The sequence below is a fragment of the Plantibacter sp. ME-Dv--P-095 genome, assembly GCF_030209365.1.
GTDB lineage: Bacteria > Actinomycetota > Actinomycetes > Actinomycetales > Microbacteriaceae > Plantibacter.
Window position 1 is genome coordinate 68548 of record NZ_JARVSB010000005.1, and the last position, 18277, is coordinate 86824.

Here is an 18277-nt window from a genome sequence, read left to right on the forward strand (position 1 = left end):
ACGATCCAGCCATGGCGGTGACCGAACGGCGCCCGAAGAAGCAGAACCGCGAGGGGCGCATGTCCCTGGGCGAGCACCTCGTCGAGCTGCGGAAGCGCCTCTTCTACTCCGCCATCGGCATCATCGTCGGCATGGTCGCCGGCTTCATCGCCTCGGAGTGGATCATCGACGCGATGAGCGCACCGATCCTCGTCATCGCCGACGACCGCGGTCAGGCCTTCTTGAACTTCACGAACGTCACCAGTGCGTTCGACCTCCGGATGAAGATCGCGCTGACCACGGGCGTCGTCCTGTCGAGCCCCGTGTGGCTGTACCAGATCTGGGCCTTCCTGGTACCCGGTCTCACGAGGAAGGAACTCAAGTACGCCGTCGGCTTCTTCGCCACGGCCGTGCCGCTCTTCCTCGCCGGCTGCTACGCCGGCTGGTTCGTGCTCCCGCACATCGTCGAGCTCATGCTCGGATTCACGCCCGCGGCCGCCGCCAACTTCCTCGACGCCACGACGTACTACGACTTCGTCCTGAAGCTCGTGCTCGCCGTCGGTGTCGCGTTCGTCCTCCCGGTGTTCCTGGTGCTCCTCAACTTCGTCGGCGTCCTCTCGGCGGCCGCGATCATCAAGGCGTGGCGCGTGGCGATCCTCGTCATCGTGCTCTTCACCGCGATCGCGACCCCTGCGGCCGACATCGTCTCGATGTTCGTGCTCGCGATCCCGATGGTCGTCCTGTACTTCGCCGCCTACGGTGTCGCCTGGCTGCACGACCGACGCGCGGCCAAGCGGCAGCTGCGCATCGACGCCGAACTCGGCAGCAAGGGCCTCGTATGACTGACGCCGCTTCCCCCGCCGAACGGTATCGGGCGGCGGCGGTCCGGAACGCGACCCCACGGCTCCAGGAGTTCCGGGCACGGCAGCGGTTCGACCTCGACGCGTTCCAACTCGAGGCCTGCGAACGGATCGAGCAGGGGAGCAGTGTGCTCGTCGCCGCGCCGACGGGGGCAGGCAAGACCATCGTCGCCGAGTTCGCCATCGCCCTCGCCATGCACGGCGCGCGCGGTAAGGTCTTCTACACCACGCCGATGAAGGCGCTCAGCAATCAGAAGTTCCAGGAGCTCACCGCCGAGTACGGCTCGGAACACGTCGGACTCCTCACGGGCGACACGAACGTCAACGGGAACGCCCGCATCGTCGTGATGACCACCGAGGTCCTGCGCAACATGCTGTACGCGGATTCCGACGCCCTGACCGACCTCGCCTTCGTCGTCATGGACGAGGTCCACTACCTCGCGGACCGCTTCCGCGGGGCGGTCTGGGAAGAGGTCATCATCCACCTCCCGCAGTCGGTCCGCATGGTGTCGTTGAGCGCCACCGTCTCGAACGCGGAGGAGTTCGGCGACTGGCTCCAAGCGGTCCGTGGCGACACCGCGGTGATCGTGTCCGAGGAGCGCCCGGTGCCGCTGACCCAGCACGTGCTGATGCGGAACAAGCTCGTCGATCTGTTCGCCGCGCCGAGCCTCGCCGACACCCACCAGGTGAACCCGGAGCTCGTGCGCATGGCCCAGTTCGGTGGACGGCCACCCAACAGCCGCCAGTACAAGGACATCAGTCGGTACAACCAGCGTCGCGCCCCGCACCGTGCCGAGAAGCTCGACCGCGGGCACTTCGTCCAGATGCTCGACGACCACCATCTGCTCCCGGCCATCTTCTTCGTCTTCAGCCGTGTCGGTTGCGACCAGGCGGTGAAGCAGGTCCTCCGCTCGGGCATCCGCTTGACCGAGGCGCACGAACGCGACGAGATCCGTCAGATCGTCGACGAACGATGCCGGACCCTCCTCGACGAGGACCTCGCCGTCCTGGGGTACTGGGAGTGGCTCGACGGCCTCGAGCGCGGCGTCGCCGCCCACCACGCCGGCCTCCTGCCGGCGTTCAAGGAGGTCGTCGAGGAACTGTTCCGCCGCAAGCTCGTGAAGGTCGTCTTCGCCACGGAGACCCTCGCACTCGGCATCAACATGCCGGCCCGGACGGTCGTCCTCGAGAAGCTCGAGAAGTTCAACGGCGAAGCCAGAGTGCCGATCACGCCGGGGGAGTACACGCAGATCACCGGACGAGCCGGTCGTCGTGGCATCGACGTCGAGGGCCATGCGGTGATCCAGTGGGCTGAGGGGCTGCACCCGCAGTCGGTCGCCTCCCTCGCCTCACGACGCACCTACCCGCTCAACTCCAGCTTCCGCCCCACGTACAACATGGCCGTGAACCTCATCGACCAGTTCGGTCGGCAGCGGACGCGCCAGATCCTCGAGTCGTCGTTCGCGCAATTCCAGGCAGACCGCGCCGTCGTGGGGATCGCCCGGAAGGTGCGCGAGCAGGAGTCATCCCTTGCGGGATACGAGCGGTCGATGTCCTGTCACCTCGGTGACTTCATCGAATACGCCGGCATCAGACGCGAACTCACCGATCTCGAACGCAAGGGCGAACCGAACGGTTCGCGGGCGGCCAAGGATCGACGACAGCGCAAGCTCGCCGAGCTCCGCAAGCGGATGCGCGCCCACGCCTGCCACGTGTGTACGCATCGGGAGGATCACGCGCGCTGGGCGGAGCGGTGGTTCAAGCTCAAGAAGCAGACCGACCAACTCCGGCAGCAGATCCAGACGCGCACGGGTGCCGTCGCCCGCGTGTTCGACCGTGTCGTCGACGTACTCCTCGAGTACGACTACCTCACCCGCGACGAGCACGGGGTGGTCGTCGTCGCCGCACCTGGACGGACGTTGAAGCGGATATACGGCGAGCGGGACCTCCTCGTCGCGGAGAGCCTGCGCACGGGTGCCTGGAACGAGCTGGACGCGGCATCGCTCGCGGCGATGGCCGCGGCGATCGTCTACGAGCCGCGACGCGAAGAGCAGAACACGCCCGAGCGCTTCCTGCCTCGCGGACCGTTCCGCTCGGCGCTCGAACGGACACAGGACATCTGGAGTCGGCTCGACGACAGCGAACGCGAGCACCGCCTCCCCGGCAGCAACCCCATCTCCACGGGGCTCTCCCTCGCCATGCACCAGTGGGCGAAGGGCGCCAACCTCGACACGGTGCTGATCGAGGCGGAGCTCGCCGCGGGCGACTTCGTTCGGTGGTGCAAGCAGACCATCGACCTGCTCGACCAGCTGCGTATCGTCGACGGGCCGGTCGGTCGCACGTCGCGTCAGGCGCTCGATTCGATCCGGCGCGGCATCGTCGCGTACAGCTCGCTGTGATCGCTGGAATGCATCGGAGCGCGCGGCCCATCCCGATCGACGCATCAGGTGACGGCCGCCCGCCGCTTCCCCTGTGGCTGGCCGTCGTGGTGGCCATCGCCGCCGGCCCCATCCTGGACGGCGGATTCCCCGATCGCGGTGTCTGGCCGCTGACCTTCGTCGGCATCGCGCTCGTCCTCCTGACCCTCATGGGTCGGAGCGTCTGGGGTGCCCTGCTCGTCGGGTTCCTGGCGGGGGAGTCGTTCTACCTGGTGCACATCGAGTGGGCGACGGCGTACCTCGGCCCCGTCCCGTGGGCGGCATTGTCGACCCTGGAGGCGATGTTCTTCGGAGCGGGGGCCGTGCTGGTGACGCTCGCCTACCGCTGGGTCCCTCGGGCGTTCCCCGGTGTCGCCGGGCGGGTTTGGCTGACGGCGGCCGTCGTTGCCGCCCTCTGGACGGCGAGGGAGACGCTCGTGAGCACCTGGCCGTACGGCGGGTTCCCGTGGGCGAGGATGTCGCTCAGCCAGTCGGAGAGCCCGTTCGCGCCGCTCGTGGCCTGGGTGGGGTTCTCGGGCCTGTCGTTCCTCATGGTGCTCCTCGTCGCGTTGGCCCTCCAATTGGCCGCGACGGCCGATCTCCCCGCCGTCACCAGGGTCGGGACCGCCGTCCTCGCCGTCCTCGCGGTCCTCCTCGTGCCGGCCTGGCCCACCACCACGACCGGGAGCATCCGGGTGGCGGCGATCCAGGGGAACGGCCCCGCGGGGTACTTCGATGCGGCGGCCCCCGGGACGGTCATGCAGACCCAGATCGACGAGACCCTGCGCGTCATCGATGCGGACGTCGACGTGGTGGTCTGGCCGGAGGGCAGCGCCGACCTCGATCCGCAGCGGGTCCCGCAGTCCGCAGCCGCACTCGACGCTCTGAGCCGCCGGATGGACGCACCGTTCGTCGTCGGGGCGATCTCGGAGCGGGGCGACCGCTACTTCAACTCGTCGCTGCTCTGGGATGCGGGCGACGGTGTCCGCGACGTCTACGACAAGAAGCACCCGGTGCCCTTCGGGGAGTACGTCCCCGACCGCGACTTCTGGGAGCCGTTCGCGCCCGACCTCATCGGTTTGATCCAGCGCGAGTACACCCCGGGGACGAAGGACAACGTCTTCGACATCGACGGTGTGCTCGCCGGCATCAGCATCTGCTTCGACATCGCCGACGACCAGCTCACCCGCGACGCCGTGGCGGGCGGGGCGCGCGTCGTGTTCGCGCAGACCAACAACGCGGACTTCGGCCAGACGGACGAGAACCAGCAGCAGCTGGCCATCGCCCGCCTGCGAGCGATCGAGTCGGCACGGTCGGTCGTGAACATCTCGACCGTGGGCACGAGTCAGATCATCGGTCCTGACGGGGCGACGATCGACAGCATCCCGGCGTTCCAGCCCGGTTCCATGGTGTCGGACGTGCCGCTCGCCGACACCGTGACGCCGTCGATGGCGTTCGGCCGCCAATTCGAAGCGTTCATCGGGGGCATGGGACTCGTGTCGCTGGTGCTCGCCGGCTTCGCCGCCCGGGTCCAGCGCCGAGGGTGGTGACGGACACCACCCGACCACGTCCGGACATGACGATCGGCCGATCCGAAGTCGGATCAGCCGATCGAGGGGAGGCCTGGAATGGGCTCGGAGCTACGCGCTCTTCTGCTGGCCGCGACGCGCGCGGAGGTAGGACAGCCGCTCTTCGAGCAGTTCCTCCAGCTCGTCGCGCGAGCGACGTTCGAGCAACATGTCCCAGTGGCTCCTCGGGATCTTCACATCGCCGCGGTCGACGACCACCGGCTGTGAGTCGACGAGCAGGACCGCCTCGGCACCGCAGTGCCGGCACTCCCACAGCTCGGGGACTTCCGCATCGGCGGCGAACGTCATCGTGGTCTCGCGCTCACAACTCTGGCACCGGTAGGTGTGGTTGCTCCGCGCCGAGAATATGACGCCCTCTTCCGTTTGTAGACTCTGGGCGCCCAAGCGCATTCCGCGCAAACTGCGATCTGCCATTGTGTGGTCTCCTCTCGCTCGGCATGCACAGTTATAAACCCACAAGCTGGGTAAAGTGTTCCGTTCACCCACCCGGCTCCCAGGTCACGCCCAGCTCGCAGCTGGCGGATGGCGACGGCTCCGGGTGGACGTCGCTCAGCGCGAGCGCAGGACCTCGAAGGCGAGGTCGCACCGGTCGGTGACGAGACCGTCGACACCGAGATCGAGCAGGCGGCGCATGTCGGCCGGATCGTTGACGGTCCAGACGTGCACCTCGACGCCGAGGGCGTGCATCCGGCGCAGGAGTCGTCTGGTCAGGAGGGGGACGCCGCGATACCGCTCGGGGATCTGGAGGGCGTGCACACCGTCCAGTGCCCGGCGGAGCGCCGTGTCGCCGCGGCGGAGGGCGACGGTCGGCAGCACCCGGAGCAGGATCGCCGCCGACGCCGAGGTGGGGATGTCCGCCGATCCGGCGTCGCCGCCGATCGCGTCCAGCACCGCCGACCGCCGACCCTCGTCGAACGAGGTGACGAGGACCCGGTCGCGCGCGCCGGCACGGAGGATGGCCTCGGCAGCCGGCAGTGCTGCGGCCGCATCCTTCACGTCCAGGTTGAAGCGCGCCTCGGGGAAGGCCATGAGCGCCTCGTGGAGCGTCGGGACGTGGTCACCGCCGAGGTCGATCTGCTGGAGGTCCGCCAGGTCCAGCTCGGCGATCGGCCTCGGATCGCCGGTGATCCGTCGCAACGACGCGTCGTGGAACAGGACCGCATGCCCGTCGCGCGTTCGGTGCGTGTCGGTCTCGAGAGCGTCGGCGCCCGTCGCGAGGGCCCGACGGAAGGAGGACAGCGTGTTCTCCGGAACACCGGGACCGGCCAGCCCCCGGTGCGCGAACACCCGAGGACCGGCCGGCTGGAAGAAGGGGAGGCTCGATGCCGCCACCGTGTGCTCAGGACTCCGGGTGGCCGGGTACCTGCGTCGACGCCGAGGCCGACGGCGCCTGGGACGATGACGTCGACGGCGTGAAGGGCGGTGCGGCGGCGGCCGCGGCAGCAGACCGAGCGGCAGCCGCGGGGTCGCGCGTGTTGCCGGGTCCGAACGCGGAGCCGATGCCCTTGAGTGCTTCCGTCAGCTCACTCGGGATCACCCAGAGCTTGTTGGCCTGACCTTCGGCGAGCTTCGGGAGCATCTGCAGGTACTGGTACCCGAGGAGCTTCTCGTCCGGGTCGCCGTCGTGGATGGCCTTGAAGACCGTCTGGATGGCCGAGGCCTCACCCTGCGCCCGCAGGACGGCGGCCTGCGCGTCACCCTCGGCGCGGAGGATCTCCGCCTGTCGGGCACCCTCCGCGGTCAGGATCGCGGACTGCTTGGTTCCCTCCGCGGTCAGGATGAGCGCTCGGCGATCCCGCTCGGCGCGCATCTGCTTCTCCATCGAGTCCTGGATCGAGAGCGGCGGGTCGATCGCCTTGAGCTCGACGCGGCCGACGCGGATGCCCCACTTGCCGGTCGCCTCGTCGAGGACGATCCGGAGCTTGCTGTTGATCTCGTCCCGGCTGGTGAGCGCCTCCTCGAGGTTCAAGCCACCGACGACGTTCCTGAGGGTCGTCGTCGTGAGCTGCTCGACGGCACCCAGGTAGTTCGCGATCTCATAGGTGGCCGCACGAGCGTCGGTGACCTGGAAGTAGACGACCGTGTCGATCGAGACGACGAGGTTGTCCTCGGTGATCACCGGCTGGGGCGGGAACGACACGACGGTCTCGCGGAGGTCGATGAGCGGCCGCAGGCGGTCGATGAAGGGGATGAGGAGGTTCAAGCCCGGCAGGAGGGTCTTGTGGTACTTCCCGAGCCGTTCGACCACGCCTGCACTGGCCTGCGGGATGATGCGGATGGAGCGGAACAGCACCACCAGCACGAAGATGACGACGATGGCGGCGATCACCCAGCCGATGATCGCTCCTGATGAGATGTCGTTCACGACTGCTCCTTCTGCTCGCCCGACGGGGTCGGGTGGGTTGGGACGGGGACGACGACGGCGGTGGCGCCGTCGACGACGGACAGGATGATGCGGGTGCCTGGCTCCAGCGAGGAGGCGGGGGAGTCCAGCGGGGTGCGGGCGGTCCAGACCTCGCCGTTGCCGAGCTTGACCTGGCCGCCGTGCGGGGTGACCGTGGACATGACGAGCCCCGGCATGCCGAGCAGCGCGTCGATGTTGCTCCTGGCCGGGTCCGCGCCGCGTTGCAACGCTCGGAGCAGGGGCGGCCTGACGGCGAGGAGCAGGAGGACGGCGGCGGCCGCGGCGATGAGCAGCTGCAACCACCACGGGGCTCCGACCAGGCCGGAGAGCAACCCGACGACGCCTCCGAGCGCGAGCATCAGGAAGGTGAACTCCAGCGAAAGGATCTCGATGATGACGAACACGAGGATCACCACCAGCCAGGCGATCCAGGCGTACTCGGTGATGACGTCCATGATGTGGATTCCTCCCGGATCGGCTCGTGCGACTGCCGCCTCGTGACCCGGGGGAGCGCGAGACGGTGCGCCGGTCGTCAGCAACGCTATCAGGTGGACCGTGCGCGCGACCGGATCCGTCCGTCCGGTTGTTGGTAGGGTCGTTGGCTGGAACCAGCCGCCGACGAGCGGCCCCAGAACTGAAGGAGCCCTCCCGTGACGAACCCTCTGGCCGCCGGATCCCTCGCCGGGAAGAACGTCCTCGTGACGGGCTCGTCGCGCGGCATCGGCGCAGACACCATCCGATACTTCGCCGGCGCCGGCGCGAACGTGGTCATCAACTACCGCAACAAGGAGGCGCGCGCCGTCAAGCTCGCCGACGAGGTGCGGGCGCTCGGTGTGCAGGCGGTCGTCGTCGGAGCCGACCTCACGGACCCGGCCTCGGTCGCCGCGATGTTCGCGACGACGAAAGCCGAGCTGGGCGACCTCGACGTCCTGGTCCTGAACGCCTCCGGAGGCATGGAGAGCGGCATGGCCGAGGACTACGCCATGCAGCTCAACCGTGACGCCCAGGTGAGCGTGGTCGAGCACGCCATGCCGCTGCTGCGCCCGGGCTCACGGATCGTCTTCGTCACGAGCCACCAGGCGCACTTCATCCGGACCACCCCGACGATGCCCGAGTACGTGCCCGTCGCAACCTCCAAGCGAGCCGGTGAGGACGCCCTCCGCGCCAAGCAGGACACCTTCGACGCTGCCGGGGTCGACTTCGTCGTCGTGTCGGGCGACATGATCGAGGGGACCATCACCGCGACCCTGCTGGAACGCGCGAACCCTGGTGCGATCAGCTCGCGCAAGGAGTCGGCCGGACGTCTCTACAACGTCGGCGAGTTCGCTGCGGAGGTCGCCGCAGCCGCGGTGGAGCCGATCCCCGCGCAGCACACCCGGTACGTCGGCGACACGAGCGACTTCATCGCCGAATAGTCGACACCCATCGCACGACGGACGCCCGGGCTCACGAGAGCCCGGGCGTCCTGCGTGTTCCGGCCGTGTTCAGCCGGCGAGCCCGGCCCGCTTCACCTGCTTACCGAAGGTGACCGCCTGGATGATCTCGACGACGCCGGCGGCGATGAGGAAGAACGCAGTGACGAGCAGCAGCGTGAAGGCGGCGAGGAGCGGATTCGCGAGCACGAACACGCCGGCGACGACACTGATCACCCCGTAGAGGACCGTGATCCACCGCGACACGTCCGGTGCTGCGTCGAACAGTGAGGCGACGCCTTCGACGATCCAGGAGAGGCCGATCACGAAGACGAGCGCGCCGATACCGAGCAACGGGTCGATGACGATGTAGACGCCTGCCGCGAGGAGCAGCACGCCGAACACGATGGTGAGGACCCTCCAGAGTCCACCGTGCTCCCGCGCGAGGACGCCGCGAACGATGCGGGTGATCCCGGCGATGAGGAAGTAGATCGCGAAGATCCAGGCGACGGCGACGAGCGAAGCCTTCGGCGCGAGCAGCAGGAAGACTCCGAGGAGGATGGTGAGGACACCGCCGACGGCGAACGCCCAACGGACGCCGGAGATCTGCCCGGCGGTGAGTTTCGCCGCATTCAAGGTGTAGGTGGTCACGGACGGTTCGGTCATGGTCGGCTCCTGACAGGTGGACGGTGCGGTGGCGCCTCCGAGCGATCGGACCGCCTGCCATCAGTGTGACGCATCCGTACAGGGTTTTCCCAGCATGACCTCGGAAGTCACCTCGACGGCCGCCTTCGTCGGTCGGACGCCGACCGAGCACGGCGGCTACGCTGATCGCCATGGACGCCGCATCGCATGACACCCGGGTCGCCGACACCCACGACGTGATCCGGGTCAAGGGCGCCCGTGAGCACAATCTCCGAAACGTCGACGTCGAGCTCCCGAAGCGTCGCCTGACGGTCTTCACCGGTGTGTCCGGCTCGGGGAAGAGCTCGCTCGTGTTCGGGACGATCGCGGCCGAGTCCCAGCGCATGATCAACGAGACCTACAGCGCCTTCGTCCAGGGCTTCATGCCGTCGCAGGCACGCCCGGACGTCGACGTGCTCGAAGGCCTCACCACGGCGATCATCGTCGATCAGGAGCGGATGGGCTCGAACTCGCGGTCGACGGTCGGCACGGCGACCGACGCGAACACCATGTTGCGCATCCTCTTCAGTCGGCTCGGAGACCCGGCCATCGGATCGCCGCAGGCGTTCTCCTTCAACGTCGCCTCGATCAGCGGCGCCGGAGCGGTGACCATCGAGCGTGGGGGACAGAGCACGAAGGAGCGGCGGAGCTTCTCGATCACCGGCGGGATGTGCCCGCAGTGCGAGGGCATGGGCACGGTGAACGACATCGACCGCTCCCAGCTCTACGACGCCACGAAGTCGCTCAACGAGGGCGCGCTCACCATCCCCGGCTACACGCCGGACGGGTGGGGTGTGCGCATCTTCACCGGGTCCGGCTTCCTCGACGCGGACAAACCCATCCAGGACTACACGGAGCGCGAGCTCCACGACTTCCTCCACAAGGAGCCTGTGAAGGTCAAGGTCGGCGACATCAACATGACCTACGAGGGTCTGATCCCGAAGGTGCAGAAGTCCTTCCTCTCGAAGGATCGTGAGGCGATGCAGCCACACATCCGCGCCTTCGTGGACCGTGCCGTCACCTTCACCACCTGTCCCGCGTGCCAGGGGACCCGTCTGAGCGAGGGCGCACGGAGCTCCCGTATCGCCGGACGGAACATCGCGGAGCTGTGCGCGATGCAGATCAGCGACCTCGCGGCGTGGGTCCGGGGGCTCGACGAGCCGTCGGTGCGGCCGCTGCTGACGGTCCTCCAGGAGACCTTGGACTCCTTCGTCGCCATCGGGCTGGGGTACCTGTCCCTCGACCGTGCCACCGGTACCCTCTCGGGTGGCGAAGCACAGCGGACCAAGATGATCCGCCATCTCGGATCGTCACTCACCGATGTGACGTATGTCTTCGACGAGCCGACCGTCGGACTGCACCCCCACGACATCCAGCGGATGAACGAACTCCTCCTGCGACTCCGCGACAAAGGCAACACCGTCCTCGTCGTGGAACACAAACCGGAGACGATCACGATCGCCGACCACGTCGTCGACCTCGGCCCCGGAGCCGGCAGGAGCGGGGGACAGGTGATGTTCGAGGGGACGGTCGACGGTCTGCGGGCCAGCGACACCCTCACCGGACGCCACCTCGACGACCGGGCGGCACTGAAGCCGGATGTACGTCGTCCGACGGGGGTCATCGAGGTCCGCGGAGCAGATCGGCACAACCTCCAGGGCGTCGACGTCGACGTACCACTGGGCGTCCTGGTGGTCGTCACGGGCGTCGCCGGATCAGGGAAGAGCTCCCTCATCCACGGTTCGATCGCCGGACGTCCGGGCGTCGTGACGGTGGACCAGAGCCCGATCCGCGGCTCGCGTCGCAGCAACCCGGCGACCTACACCGGCCTACTCGAGCCCATCCGCAAGGCGTTCGCGAAGGCGAACGGTGTGAAGCCTGCGCTGTTCAGCTCGAACTCGGCCGGAGCCTGCCCGAACTGCAACGGTGCCGGTGTCGTCTTCACCGATCTCGGTGTCATGGCGAGCGTCTCGGCCGTCTGCGAGGTGTGCGAGGGCCGCCGCTTCGACGCTTCCGTTCTGGAATATCACTTGGGGGAGCGGGACATCAGTGACGTGCTCGCCATGTCCGTGACAGAGGCCGAGGTGTTCTTCGACGAGGGGCCGGCCCGGACGCCCGCCGCACACGCGATCCTGGCACGACTCGCGGATGTCGGACTGGGGTACCTCAGCCTCGGCCAGCCGTTGACGACCCTGTCGGGCGGTGAACGCCAGCGGCTCAAGCTGGCGACGCAGATGGCCGACGCCGGCGACGTCTACATCCTGGACGAGCCGACGACGGGCCTGCACCTCGCCGACGTGGAACAGCTGCTCGGGTTGCTCGACCGCCTGGTGGACTCGGGCAAGTCGGTGATCGTCATCGAGCACCATCAGGCGGTGATGGCTCACGCGGACTGGATCGTCGATCTGGGGCCCGGCGCGGGTCACGACGGCGGGCGCCTGGTGTTCGCCGGGACGCCCGGAGCGCTCATCGAAGCGCGATCGACCCTGACTGCAGAACATCTGGCGCGGTACGTGGGCGCCTGACGCAGGCTGACCGTCAAAGCGATTTCCGGTTCGGTGATCCGTGACCTGGTGAGCTGATCCGACCCCGCTCGCGGCGGGCTGAAAAGAGCTGATAATGCACATTATGTCAATTCAGTGATCCAGGGCCCTCCTTCCATCTCCGGCTCGTGCGGTGTCCGCGTGGACGGGTACGCCGAACCGCCACGCCGGTTTCCGGACGGTAATCCCTGGTTCACCAGGCTAGAATTCCTAGAGCGTTCACTCTAGAGCGCACGCTCTAGGAACCAGGAAGGCGCTCATGCCCCGTGTAGTGGACCAGCAGCGCTTCACGGAACGACAGACCGTGATCCTCGCCGCGGCATACCGGTGCTTCGCCGCCCAGGGATTCGAAGGCACCACGACGGCCGACGTCTGCCGAGCGGCTCGTGTCTCCTCCGGAACCCTGTTCCACTATTTCCCGACGAAGATCGACATCCTGCTCACCCTGCTCCGAGCCAGTGCCGCGTGGACCGAGGAACACCTCCACCGCGCCACGCGCACCGGCCGCGGGAAGCCGGCCCTTGCGAGTTACCTCACGGCACTCGACCGCGAGCACGACGCCGAGCGTCAGGCGGGATTCGCCCGAGCGGTCCACGGTGCCGCACACCTCCCCGAGGTGAGAGCCGTCCTCGTCGAGGAGGCGGAGCTCGTCGACCGCTTCCTCCTGGAGCACATCACCGAAGCGGTGCGCACCCGAGCCGCACGCACGGATGTCCCACCGGAGCGCCTGGCCCGATGGACACGATGGATCATCGACGGCGAGGCCGTCGACGATGACGAGCAGCGGCCCGCCGGCCGCCTGAGCGTCGCCGTCCGATCGCTCCTCGATCTGGGGTGACCCGGCAGGACCCCACGCGTCGTCAGGCGGGCGGAGCCTGTCGGTCCGGGTCCTCTTCCCACAGGGGCATCCCGAATTCGTTGACCGGGATGGACGACTCCGCCGGGTCCGGCAGTCGATCCTGCGTCGGACAGGTCATGAAGTGATCGTGGTCCGAGGACCGATCGAAGGTGTGCTCGGCGAGCGGATGGCCGCAGACCGTGCAGGGGCGGTCATCGGTGTCCGACGTCTTCGTCTGTTCATCCATGGGGGTGATGCTACGCCGCCGCTCCCCCACCGCCCACCCGGTTGCGTCGACGCGCACGAGGTGCTCCGCCCGGCGTCGACGGAGCTGACCTCACGCCTCACCGAAGCCGGACTCGATGAGCGACGTGAGCGCCTGGACGGCGTCTTCGGCATCGACCCCGTCGGCCTGCAGATGCACCTCGGCGCCCTTCACGAGGCCGAGCGACATGATCCCGAGCAGACTCTTCGCGTCCTTGCCGTTCACGACGACGTTCGCCGCGAACCTGCTGGCGGACCGCACGAACTCTGCAGCGGGTCTGGCATGGAGACCGTCCTTGTTGCGCAGCGTCACCGTCGCTGCGGCGTGGGGCGTGTCCGTCGGCCCGGCCGTCGCCGATCCGGTCTCCGTCCTCGGGGCGTCCATGTCCGGTCGGCCGGCGGCGGACCGGGCGGCAGCGACGACCTCGTCGAGCGACCGACCGGTCTGGGCGGCGACGGCCGCGGCGACGCCTCCCTCCACGAGCGGGGCGTCCACGATGCGGACTCGCGCGCGAACAGCGTCGTCGAGGAAGTCGAGCGCGGTCTCGGCCGTCAGGATCGCCGAGCCGAGGTCGCACAGGACCACGACGCCGGCTCCGGCATCGACGGCGGTGATCCCGGCGGAGACCAGCGCGAAGCTGGTGCCGATCCCACCGTCGTCGGTGCCTCCGGCCGCTGCCAGAGCGGCGTCGGGGGCCATCTGGCGGGCCACGTCGACGAGTCCCTCAGCGATCAGCGCGCTGTGGGAGACGAAGACGAGTCCGACGGGTCCGCCGCTCATGCAGTCTCCCCCGATGCCGCCGCCGAAGCCGCACCGAGCAGGTACGCGGTCGACTGCGCGCCGGGATCGCGATGGCCGATCGCACGCTCACCGAGGTAGCTTGCGCGCCCCTTCCGCGCCACGAGCGGTTCGGTCGACACGGCACCGGCCTGGGCCGCCGTAGCGGCGGCAGCGAGGACGCCGCCCGGGGTCTCCCCCGCGGCGGCGGCGTCCGCGGCAGCGTCGACGGCCGGTGTCCAGGCGTCGACCATGGTCTTGTCGCCGGTCGTCGCCTTGCCTCGGAGCACGATCCCGTCGCGCGCCGCCGTCAGCAAGGCGACCACGGCGTCCGCATCCAACTCGGCCTTCCCCGCCACGGCGATCGACGCTTTCAGCAGTGCCGTGCCGTACAGCGGTCCGCTGGCGCCGCCGACCGTGGAGATGAGCGTCGTCGCCGCGAGCTTCAGGATGTCCGAGGGCGTCGCGTCGGCCGGCTGCCCGTCCAGTTTCCCGAGGACCGCAGAGAACCCCCGGTCGAGGTTCTCACCGTGGTCCCCGTCGCCGATGTCGCGGTCGAGCGTGATGAGCTCCACGCGGCGCTCCGAGATCACCGCAGCACTCCCCCGCATCCAGGCGATCGCCCAGGCTCCATCCAGTGCCATCCGTCTACCGTCCCCACCGGAGCGCGGCGGTCTGCACCGGCGCGTCCCACAATTCGGTCAATTCGTCGTCGAGTTTCAGGAGGGTGATCGACACCCCCTGCATCTCGAGGCTCGTCGTGTAGTTGCCGACCAACGATCGGGCGACCTCGATCCCCCGCTCCGCGAGGGCTTCGGCGACGCGGCGGTACACGATGAAGAGTTCGAGCTGCGGCGTCCCGCCCATGCCGTTCACGAGGACGAGCGCCCGTTCACCCGGCGCATACGGCAGATCCTCGAGGATGGCGCCGAGCAACCGGTCGACGATACGGTCCGCCGGTTCCAACGGGATACGTTCGCGACCCGGCTCGCCGTGGATGCCGATGCCGATCTCGATCTCGTCGTCGGCGAGGGTGAAACTGGGCTCACCGGCGTGCGGGACGACGCAAGGGGTGAGAGCGACACCCATCGTGCGCGTCCGCGCGTTGACCTTGAGGGCGACCTCGGCGACCTCGTCGAGCCCTCCCCCGGCCTCTGCCCGGGCACCCGCGATCTTCTCCACCAGGACGGTCCCGGCGACGCCGCGGCGTCCGGCGGTGTAGAGCGAGTCCTTGACGGCGACGTCGTCGTCGATGACGACCGATCGCACCTCGATCCCCTCGGCCAGCGCGAGGTCGGCCGCGGTCTCGAAGTTGAGCACGTCCCCCGTGTAGTTCTTCACGATGTGGAGCACCCCGGCGCCCCCGTCCACGGCCTTGGTCGCGGCGACGATCGGGTCGGGCGTCGGTGAGGTGAAGACCGGCCCGGGCACCGCCGCGTCGAGCATGCCGAACCCGACGAATCCGCCGTGGAGGGGCTCATGTCCGCTCCCTCCGCCGCTCACGATCCCGACCTTCCCGGCGACCGGCGCGTCCGCGCGCGTGATGAACACGGGGTCGAGGGACACGGAGACGAGATCGGCGTGCGCGGCTCCGAAGCCGGCCACCGCCTCAGCGACGACGTCCTTCGGATCATTGATGAGCTTCTTCATTGAATCCTCCTGCAAGATCGGTTCGGGACCGCCGGCCGGGTGCGCCGGCATCGGGTCTCAACCTACGCGCTGGGCCGCGCCGCCGGTAGGGCCCGGTCGGGCGTGGTCGTGGCGTCGATCAGCGCGAACCGAGGGCGTGGGTCGCCTCGACCCAGGCGTCGAGTCTGGCCGTCGCCGCGCCGGAGTCGATCGCGCCCGCCGCGGACAGCAACGCGGCGGCGAACCGGTCGAGGATCGGCCGTTGGGCCTGCGTCGGATCCTCGGAGAGTTCGAACGCCACGATCCCGGCGGCCGCGTTCAAGAGCACGATGTCGCGGACCGGGCCCTCCTCGCCGGCGAGGGTCGCCCGGACGACACCGGCGTTGTGCTGGGCGTCGCCGCCGATCAGGTCGTCGATCGTCGCGCGCCGGATACCCAGCTCGCGCGGATCGAGGTCGTGTTCGGTGACGGCACCGCGCGTGACCTCCCACAGGTGACTGTGTCCCGTCGTGGTGAGCTCGTCGAGACCGTCGTCGCCACGGAAGACGAGCGCGGTGGCTCCGCGCGTCTGGAACACCCCGACGAACAGCGGGATCCGGTCGGCATGCGCCACGCCGACGGCGGAGGCCTCCGGTCGAGCAGGATTGACGAGCGGGCCGAGGAAGTTGAAGACGGTCGGAACGCCGAGCTCCGCGCGCACCGCGCCGGCGTGGCGGAAGCCCGGGTGGAAGGCGGCGGCGTAGGCGAAGGTGATGCCCGTGGCTGCGAGCACCTCCCCCACCAGTTCCGTCGGCAACGCCAGGTCGACGCCGAGGGCCGACAACACGTCGCTCGAGCCGGAGGCAGAACTCGCGGCGCGGTTGCCGTGCTTGATGACGGGGATGCCGGTCGCCGCAGCGACGATGGAAGCCGTGGTCGAGATGTTCACCGTCCCGAACCGGTCGCCGCCGGTGCCCACGATGTCGAGCGCGCGGGACGGTGCGACGAGCGGCATCGCGTGGTCGAGGATCGCGTCACGGAACCCGACGATCTCGTCGACCGTCTCCCCCTTCCTCCGCAGTGCGATGAGGAATCCGGCGAGCTGGGCGTCGGTGACCTGCCCCGTCATGATGCGTTCCATGGCCCACGTGGACTCGGACACGCTGAGATCGGTTCCGGCGAGCAGGTCGCCGATGAGCGTCGGCCAGGTCGTGAGAGGCATGACGACGATCTTACAAGCGCGACCCGCCGTGGCCCGGGGCGCTCCACCCGGCGAGGATCACATGAATTCCGCAGCAGAACCGAAGATCCCGGTCAGGAAATAAGGATAGCCTTACTGCTCCGTACGTCATCGTCGCCTCCGAAATGCGAAAAACCGCTCGCGCTATCGGCCATAATGGAGGGGTGACGAGCACCTCAATCAACCTCGCGCCGAGCGCGCCCCGGATCAACCGACCGAACACGGTCGCCGTTGGAACGATCGTCTGGCTGGGCAGCGAGGTCATGTTCTTCGCCGGCCTCTTCGCGATCTACTTCACGCTGCGATCGATGGCTCCCGAGCTGTGGGCGGCCGAAGCCGGCCGCTTGAACGTCCCGTATTCGACGATCAACACGATCATCCTCGTGTCCTCGTCGTTCACGTGCCAGTTCGGCGTCTTCGCGGCAGAACGCATGCAGCCCCGCATGACGGGCTGGAGCCCACGCAAGTGGGGCATGGTCGAGTGGTTCTTCCTCACCTACGCCCTGGGCGCCGTCTTCGTCGCCGGCCAGGTGCTCGAGTACGCGACGCTCGTCAGCGAGGGCATCTCCCTCAGCTCGAACGCGTACGGCTCGGCGTTCTACCTCACCACCGGCTTCCACGGCCTGCACGTGACCGGCGGCCTGATCGCCTTCCTCCTCGTGATCGGCCGCGCCTTCGCGGTCAAGCGATTCGGCCACAAGGAGGCGACGAGCGCCATCGTCGTCTCGTACTACTGGCACTTCGTCGACGTCGTGTGGATCGGCCTCTACTTCGTCATCTACATCCTGCGCTAACCCGGAATGACTGACTCCATGAAGACTGACCCCACCCAGCCGACGGCCACCAAGTCGTCCAAGAAGACCGCTCGCACGAACCGCAAGAGCGGTCGCCGCAGCCCCTTCGCCTCGGCAGCACTCCTCGCGATCGGCCTGCTCGTGACCGGCGGAGCGTACGCGGCCGTCAGCGTCAGCACGGCCAGCGCCGAGCCCGTCGCCGCCGCGAAGTCCCAGGCCTCGGTCGACGAGGGCGAGAAGCTGTTCTCGGCCAACTGCGCCACCTGCCACGGACTCGACATGCAGGGCACGACCGCCGGACCGAGCCTGCTCGGCGTCGGCGCTGCCGCGGTCGACTTCCAGGTCGGTACGGGTCGCATGCCGTTGCAGAACCAGGGCCCGCAGGCTCCCGAGAAGCCCGTGCAGTTCACCGAGGAGCAGATCTCCTCGCTGGCCGCGTACGTCGCCTCGGTGGCCCCCGGCCCGGAGATCCCCGACGAGCAGTACCTCGACGCCGCCGGCGACTCCTCCAACGGAGCACAGCTCTTCCGGATCAACTGCGCCATGTGCCACAACGTCGCTGCAGCCGGTGGCGCCCTGACCGAGGGCAAGTACGCTCCCTCGCTCGTGGGCGTCAGCGAAGCGCACATCTACGAGGCCATGGTCACCGGCCCGCAGAACATGCCGGTCTTCAACGACATGAACCTCTCCCCCGAGGACAAGCGCGACATCATCACCGCGCTCAAGTTCATGGAGGCCAACCCGTCACCGGGCGGTAACGACCTCGGCTCGCTCGGCCCCGTCTCCGAGGGCTTGTTCCTCTGGATCTTCGGCCTCGGCTCGATCGTCGCCCTCACCGTCTGGATCACCGCGAAGTCGAACTGACCG

Annotated in this window: 18 protein-coding genes; 8 read left to right on the plus strand and 10 right to left on the minus strand. The window is 68.5% G+C overall.

Going from position 1 to position 18277, the window contains the following annotated elements:
• Nucleotides 1-59: 59 nt before the first annotated feature.
• From tatC to lnt, 3 genes are read left to right on the plus strand one after another with little or no spacing between them, the layout of a single operon-like run.
• Nucleotides 60-821 carry a twin-arginine translocase subunit TatC gene (tatC, locus tag QRN26_RS07775; protein ID WP_056011150.1) on the plus strand — a complete coding sequence of 254 codons (762 nt, stop codon included), beginning with the start codon at nucleotides 60-62 and terminating at the stop codon, nucleotides 819-821.
• Nucleotides 818-3238, plus strand: coding sequence for a DEAD/DEAH box helicase (locus QRN26_RS07780; RefSeq protein ID WP_285036097.1), 2421 nt, complete (start codon nucleotides 818-820; stop codon nucleotides 3236-3238). The genes tatC and QRN26_RS07780 overlap by 4 nt, the downstream gene beginning before the upstream one ends.
• A gap of 8 nt (nucleotides 3239-3246) precedes the next feature.
• The gene (gene lnt, locus QRN26_RS07785; RefSeq protein ID WP_285036099.1) at nucleotides 3247-4806 is read left to right on the plus strand and encodes an apolipoprotein N-acyltransferase; all 1560 of its coding nucleotides are present in this window, start codon (nucleotides 3247-3249) and stop codon (nucleotides 4804-4806) included.
• A gap of 90 nt (nucleotides 4807-4896) precedes the next feature.
• Here the strand turns inward: lnt and QRN26_RS07790 are convergent, their stop codons facing one another.
• The 4 genes from QRN26_RS07790 to QRN26_RS07805 all read right to left on the minus strand — a co-directional run bounded on the left by QRN26_RS07790 (nucleotide 4897) and on the right by QRN26_RS07805 (nucleotide 7704).
• The gene (locus QRN26_RS07790) at nucleotides 4897-5259 is read right to left on the minus strand and encodes an RNA polymerase-binding protein RbpA (RefSeq protein ID WP_056005533.1); all 363 of its coding nucleotides are present in this window, start codon (nucleotides 5257-5259) and stop codon (nucleotides 4897-4899) included.
• 135 nt (nucleotides 5260-5394) lie between these two features.
• Nucleotides 5395-6177, minus strand: a complete 783-nt coding sequence (locus tag QRN26_RS07795; RefSeq protein WP_056777365.1) for a glycerophosphodiester phosphodiesterase family protein — start codon at nucleotides 6175-6177, stop codon at nucleotides 5395-5397.
• A 7-nt stretch (nucleotides 6178-6184) separates the two neighbouring features.
• The gene (locus QRN26_RS07800) at nucleotides 6185-7210 is read right to left on the minus strand and encodes an SPFH domain-containing protein (protein ID WP_056777362.1); all 1026 of its coding nucleotides are present in this window, start codon (nucleotides 7208-7210) and stop codon (nucleotides 6185-6187) included.
• The gene (locus QRN26_RS07805; RefSeq protein WP_056777361.1) at nucleotides 7207-7704 is read right to left on the minus strand and encodes an NfeD family protein; all 498 of its coding nucleotides are present in this window, start codon (nucleotides 7702-7704) and stop codon (nucleotides 7207-7209) included. The genes QRN26_RS07800 and QRN26_RS07805 overlap by 4 nt, the downstream gene beginning before the upstream one ends.
• Before the next feature lie 195 nt (nucleotides 7705-7899).
• Here QRN26_RS07805 and QRN26_RS07810 point away from each other — a divergent pair, with 195 nt between their 5' ends.
• A complete protein-coding gene (locus tag QRN26_RS07810) occupies nucleotides 7900-8664 on the plus strand; it encodes an SDR family oxidoreductase (RefSeq protein ID WP_056005521.1) in 765 nt (254 codons plus the stop codon).
• Nucleotides 8665-8733: 69 nt separating this feature from the next.
• On the opposite strand, the gene QRN26_RS07815 is transcribed toward QRN26_RS07810, so the two are convergent.
• A complete protein-coding gene (locus QRN26_RS07815; protein ID WP_285036100.1) occupies nucleotides 8734-9327 on the minus strand; it encodes an HdeD family acid-resistance protein in 594 nt (197 codons plus the stop codon).
• A gap of 170 nt (nucleotides 9328-9497) precedes the next feature.
• On the opposite strand from QRN26_RS07815, the gene QRN26_RS07820 reads away from it, so the two are divergent.
• Entirely contained in the window at nucleotides 9498-11870 is a 2373-nt protein-coding gene (locus QRN26_RS07820; RefSeq protein WP_285036102.1) for an ATP-binding cassette domain-containing protein, read from the plus strand.
• A 277-nt stretch (nucleotides 11871-12147) separates the two neighbouring features.
• Nucleotides 12148-12726 (plus strand): TetR/AcrR family transcriptional regulator, encoded by a 579-nt coding sequence (locus tag QRN26_RS07825; protein ID WP_082455742.1) that lies wholly within the window; start codon nucleotides 12148-12150, stop codon nucleotides 12724-12726.
• 22 nt (nucleotides 12727-12748) lie between these two features.
• Here the strand turns inward: QRN26_RS07825 and QRN26_RS07830 are convergent, their stop codons facing one another.
• The 5 genes from QRN26_RS07830 to trpD form a co-directional block, all read right to left on the minus strand.
• Nucleotides 12749-13030 (minus strand): hypothetical protein, encoded by a 282-nt coding sequence (locus QRN26_RS07830; RefSeq protein WP_157579774.1) that lies wholly within the window; start codon nucleotides 13028-13030, stop codon nucleotides 12749-12751.
• A 33-nt stretch (nucleotides 13031-13063) separates the two neighbouring features.
• Nucleotides 13064-13771: a dihydroxyacetone kinase phosphoryl donor subunit DhaM gene (gene dhaM, locus QRN26_RS07835; RefSeq protein WP_285036104.1), complete on the minus strand. Its 708-nt coding sequence runs from the start codon at nucleotides 13769-13771 to the stop codon at nucleotides 13064-13066.
• Nucleotides 13768-14412 carry a dihydroxyacetone kinase subunit DhaL gene (dhaL, locus tag QRN26_RS07840; RefSeq protein WP_056005503.1) on the minus strand — a complete coding sequence of 215 codons (645 nt, stop codon included), beginning with the start codon at nucleotides 14410-14412 and terminating at the stop codon, nucleotides 13768-13770. Before dhaL ends, dhaM begins: the two co-directional genes overlap by 4 nt.
• A 4-nt stretch (nucleotides 14413-14416) precedes the next feature.
• Nucleotides 14417-15418 (minus strand): dihydroxyacetone kinase subunit DhaK, encoded by a 1002-nt coding sequence (gene dhaK / locus QRN26_RS07845; RefSeq protein WP_056005499.1) that lies wholly within the window; start codon nucleotides 15416-15418, stop codon nucleotides 14417-14419.
• 118 nt (nucleotides 15419-15536) lie between these two features.
• Entirely contained in the window at nucleotides 15537-16598 is a 1062-nt protein-coding gene (trpD, locus tag QRN26_RS07850) for an anthranilate phosphoribosyltransferase (RefSeq protein WP_285036105.1), read from the minus strand.
• A gap of 143 nt (nucleotides 16599-16741) precedes the next feature.
• Here trpD and ctaE point away from each other — a divergent pair, with 143 nt between their 5' ends.
• Nucleotides 16742-17410, plus strand: coding sequence for an aa3-type cytochrome oxidase subunit III (ctaE, locus tag QRN26_RS07855; RefSeq protein WP_082455740.1), 669 nt, complete (start codon nucleotides 16742-16744; stop codon nucleotides 17408-17410).
• A gap of 18 nt (nucleotides 17411-17428) precedes the next feature.
• Nucleotides 17429-18274 (plus strand): cytochrome bc1 complex diheme cytochrome c subunit, encoded by an 846-nt coding sequence (gene qcrC, locus QRN26_RS07860; protein ID WP_285036107.1) that lies wholly within the window; start codon nucleotides 17429-17431, stop codon nucleotides 18272-18274.
• The last annotated feature ends 3 nt before the right edge of the window (nucleotides 18275-18277 follow it).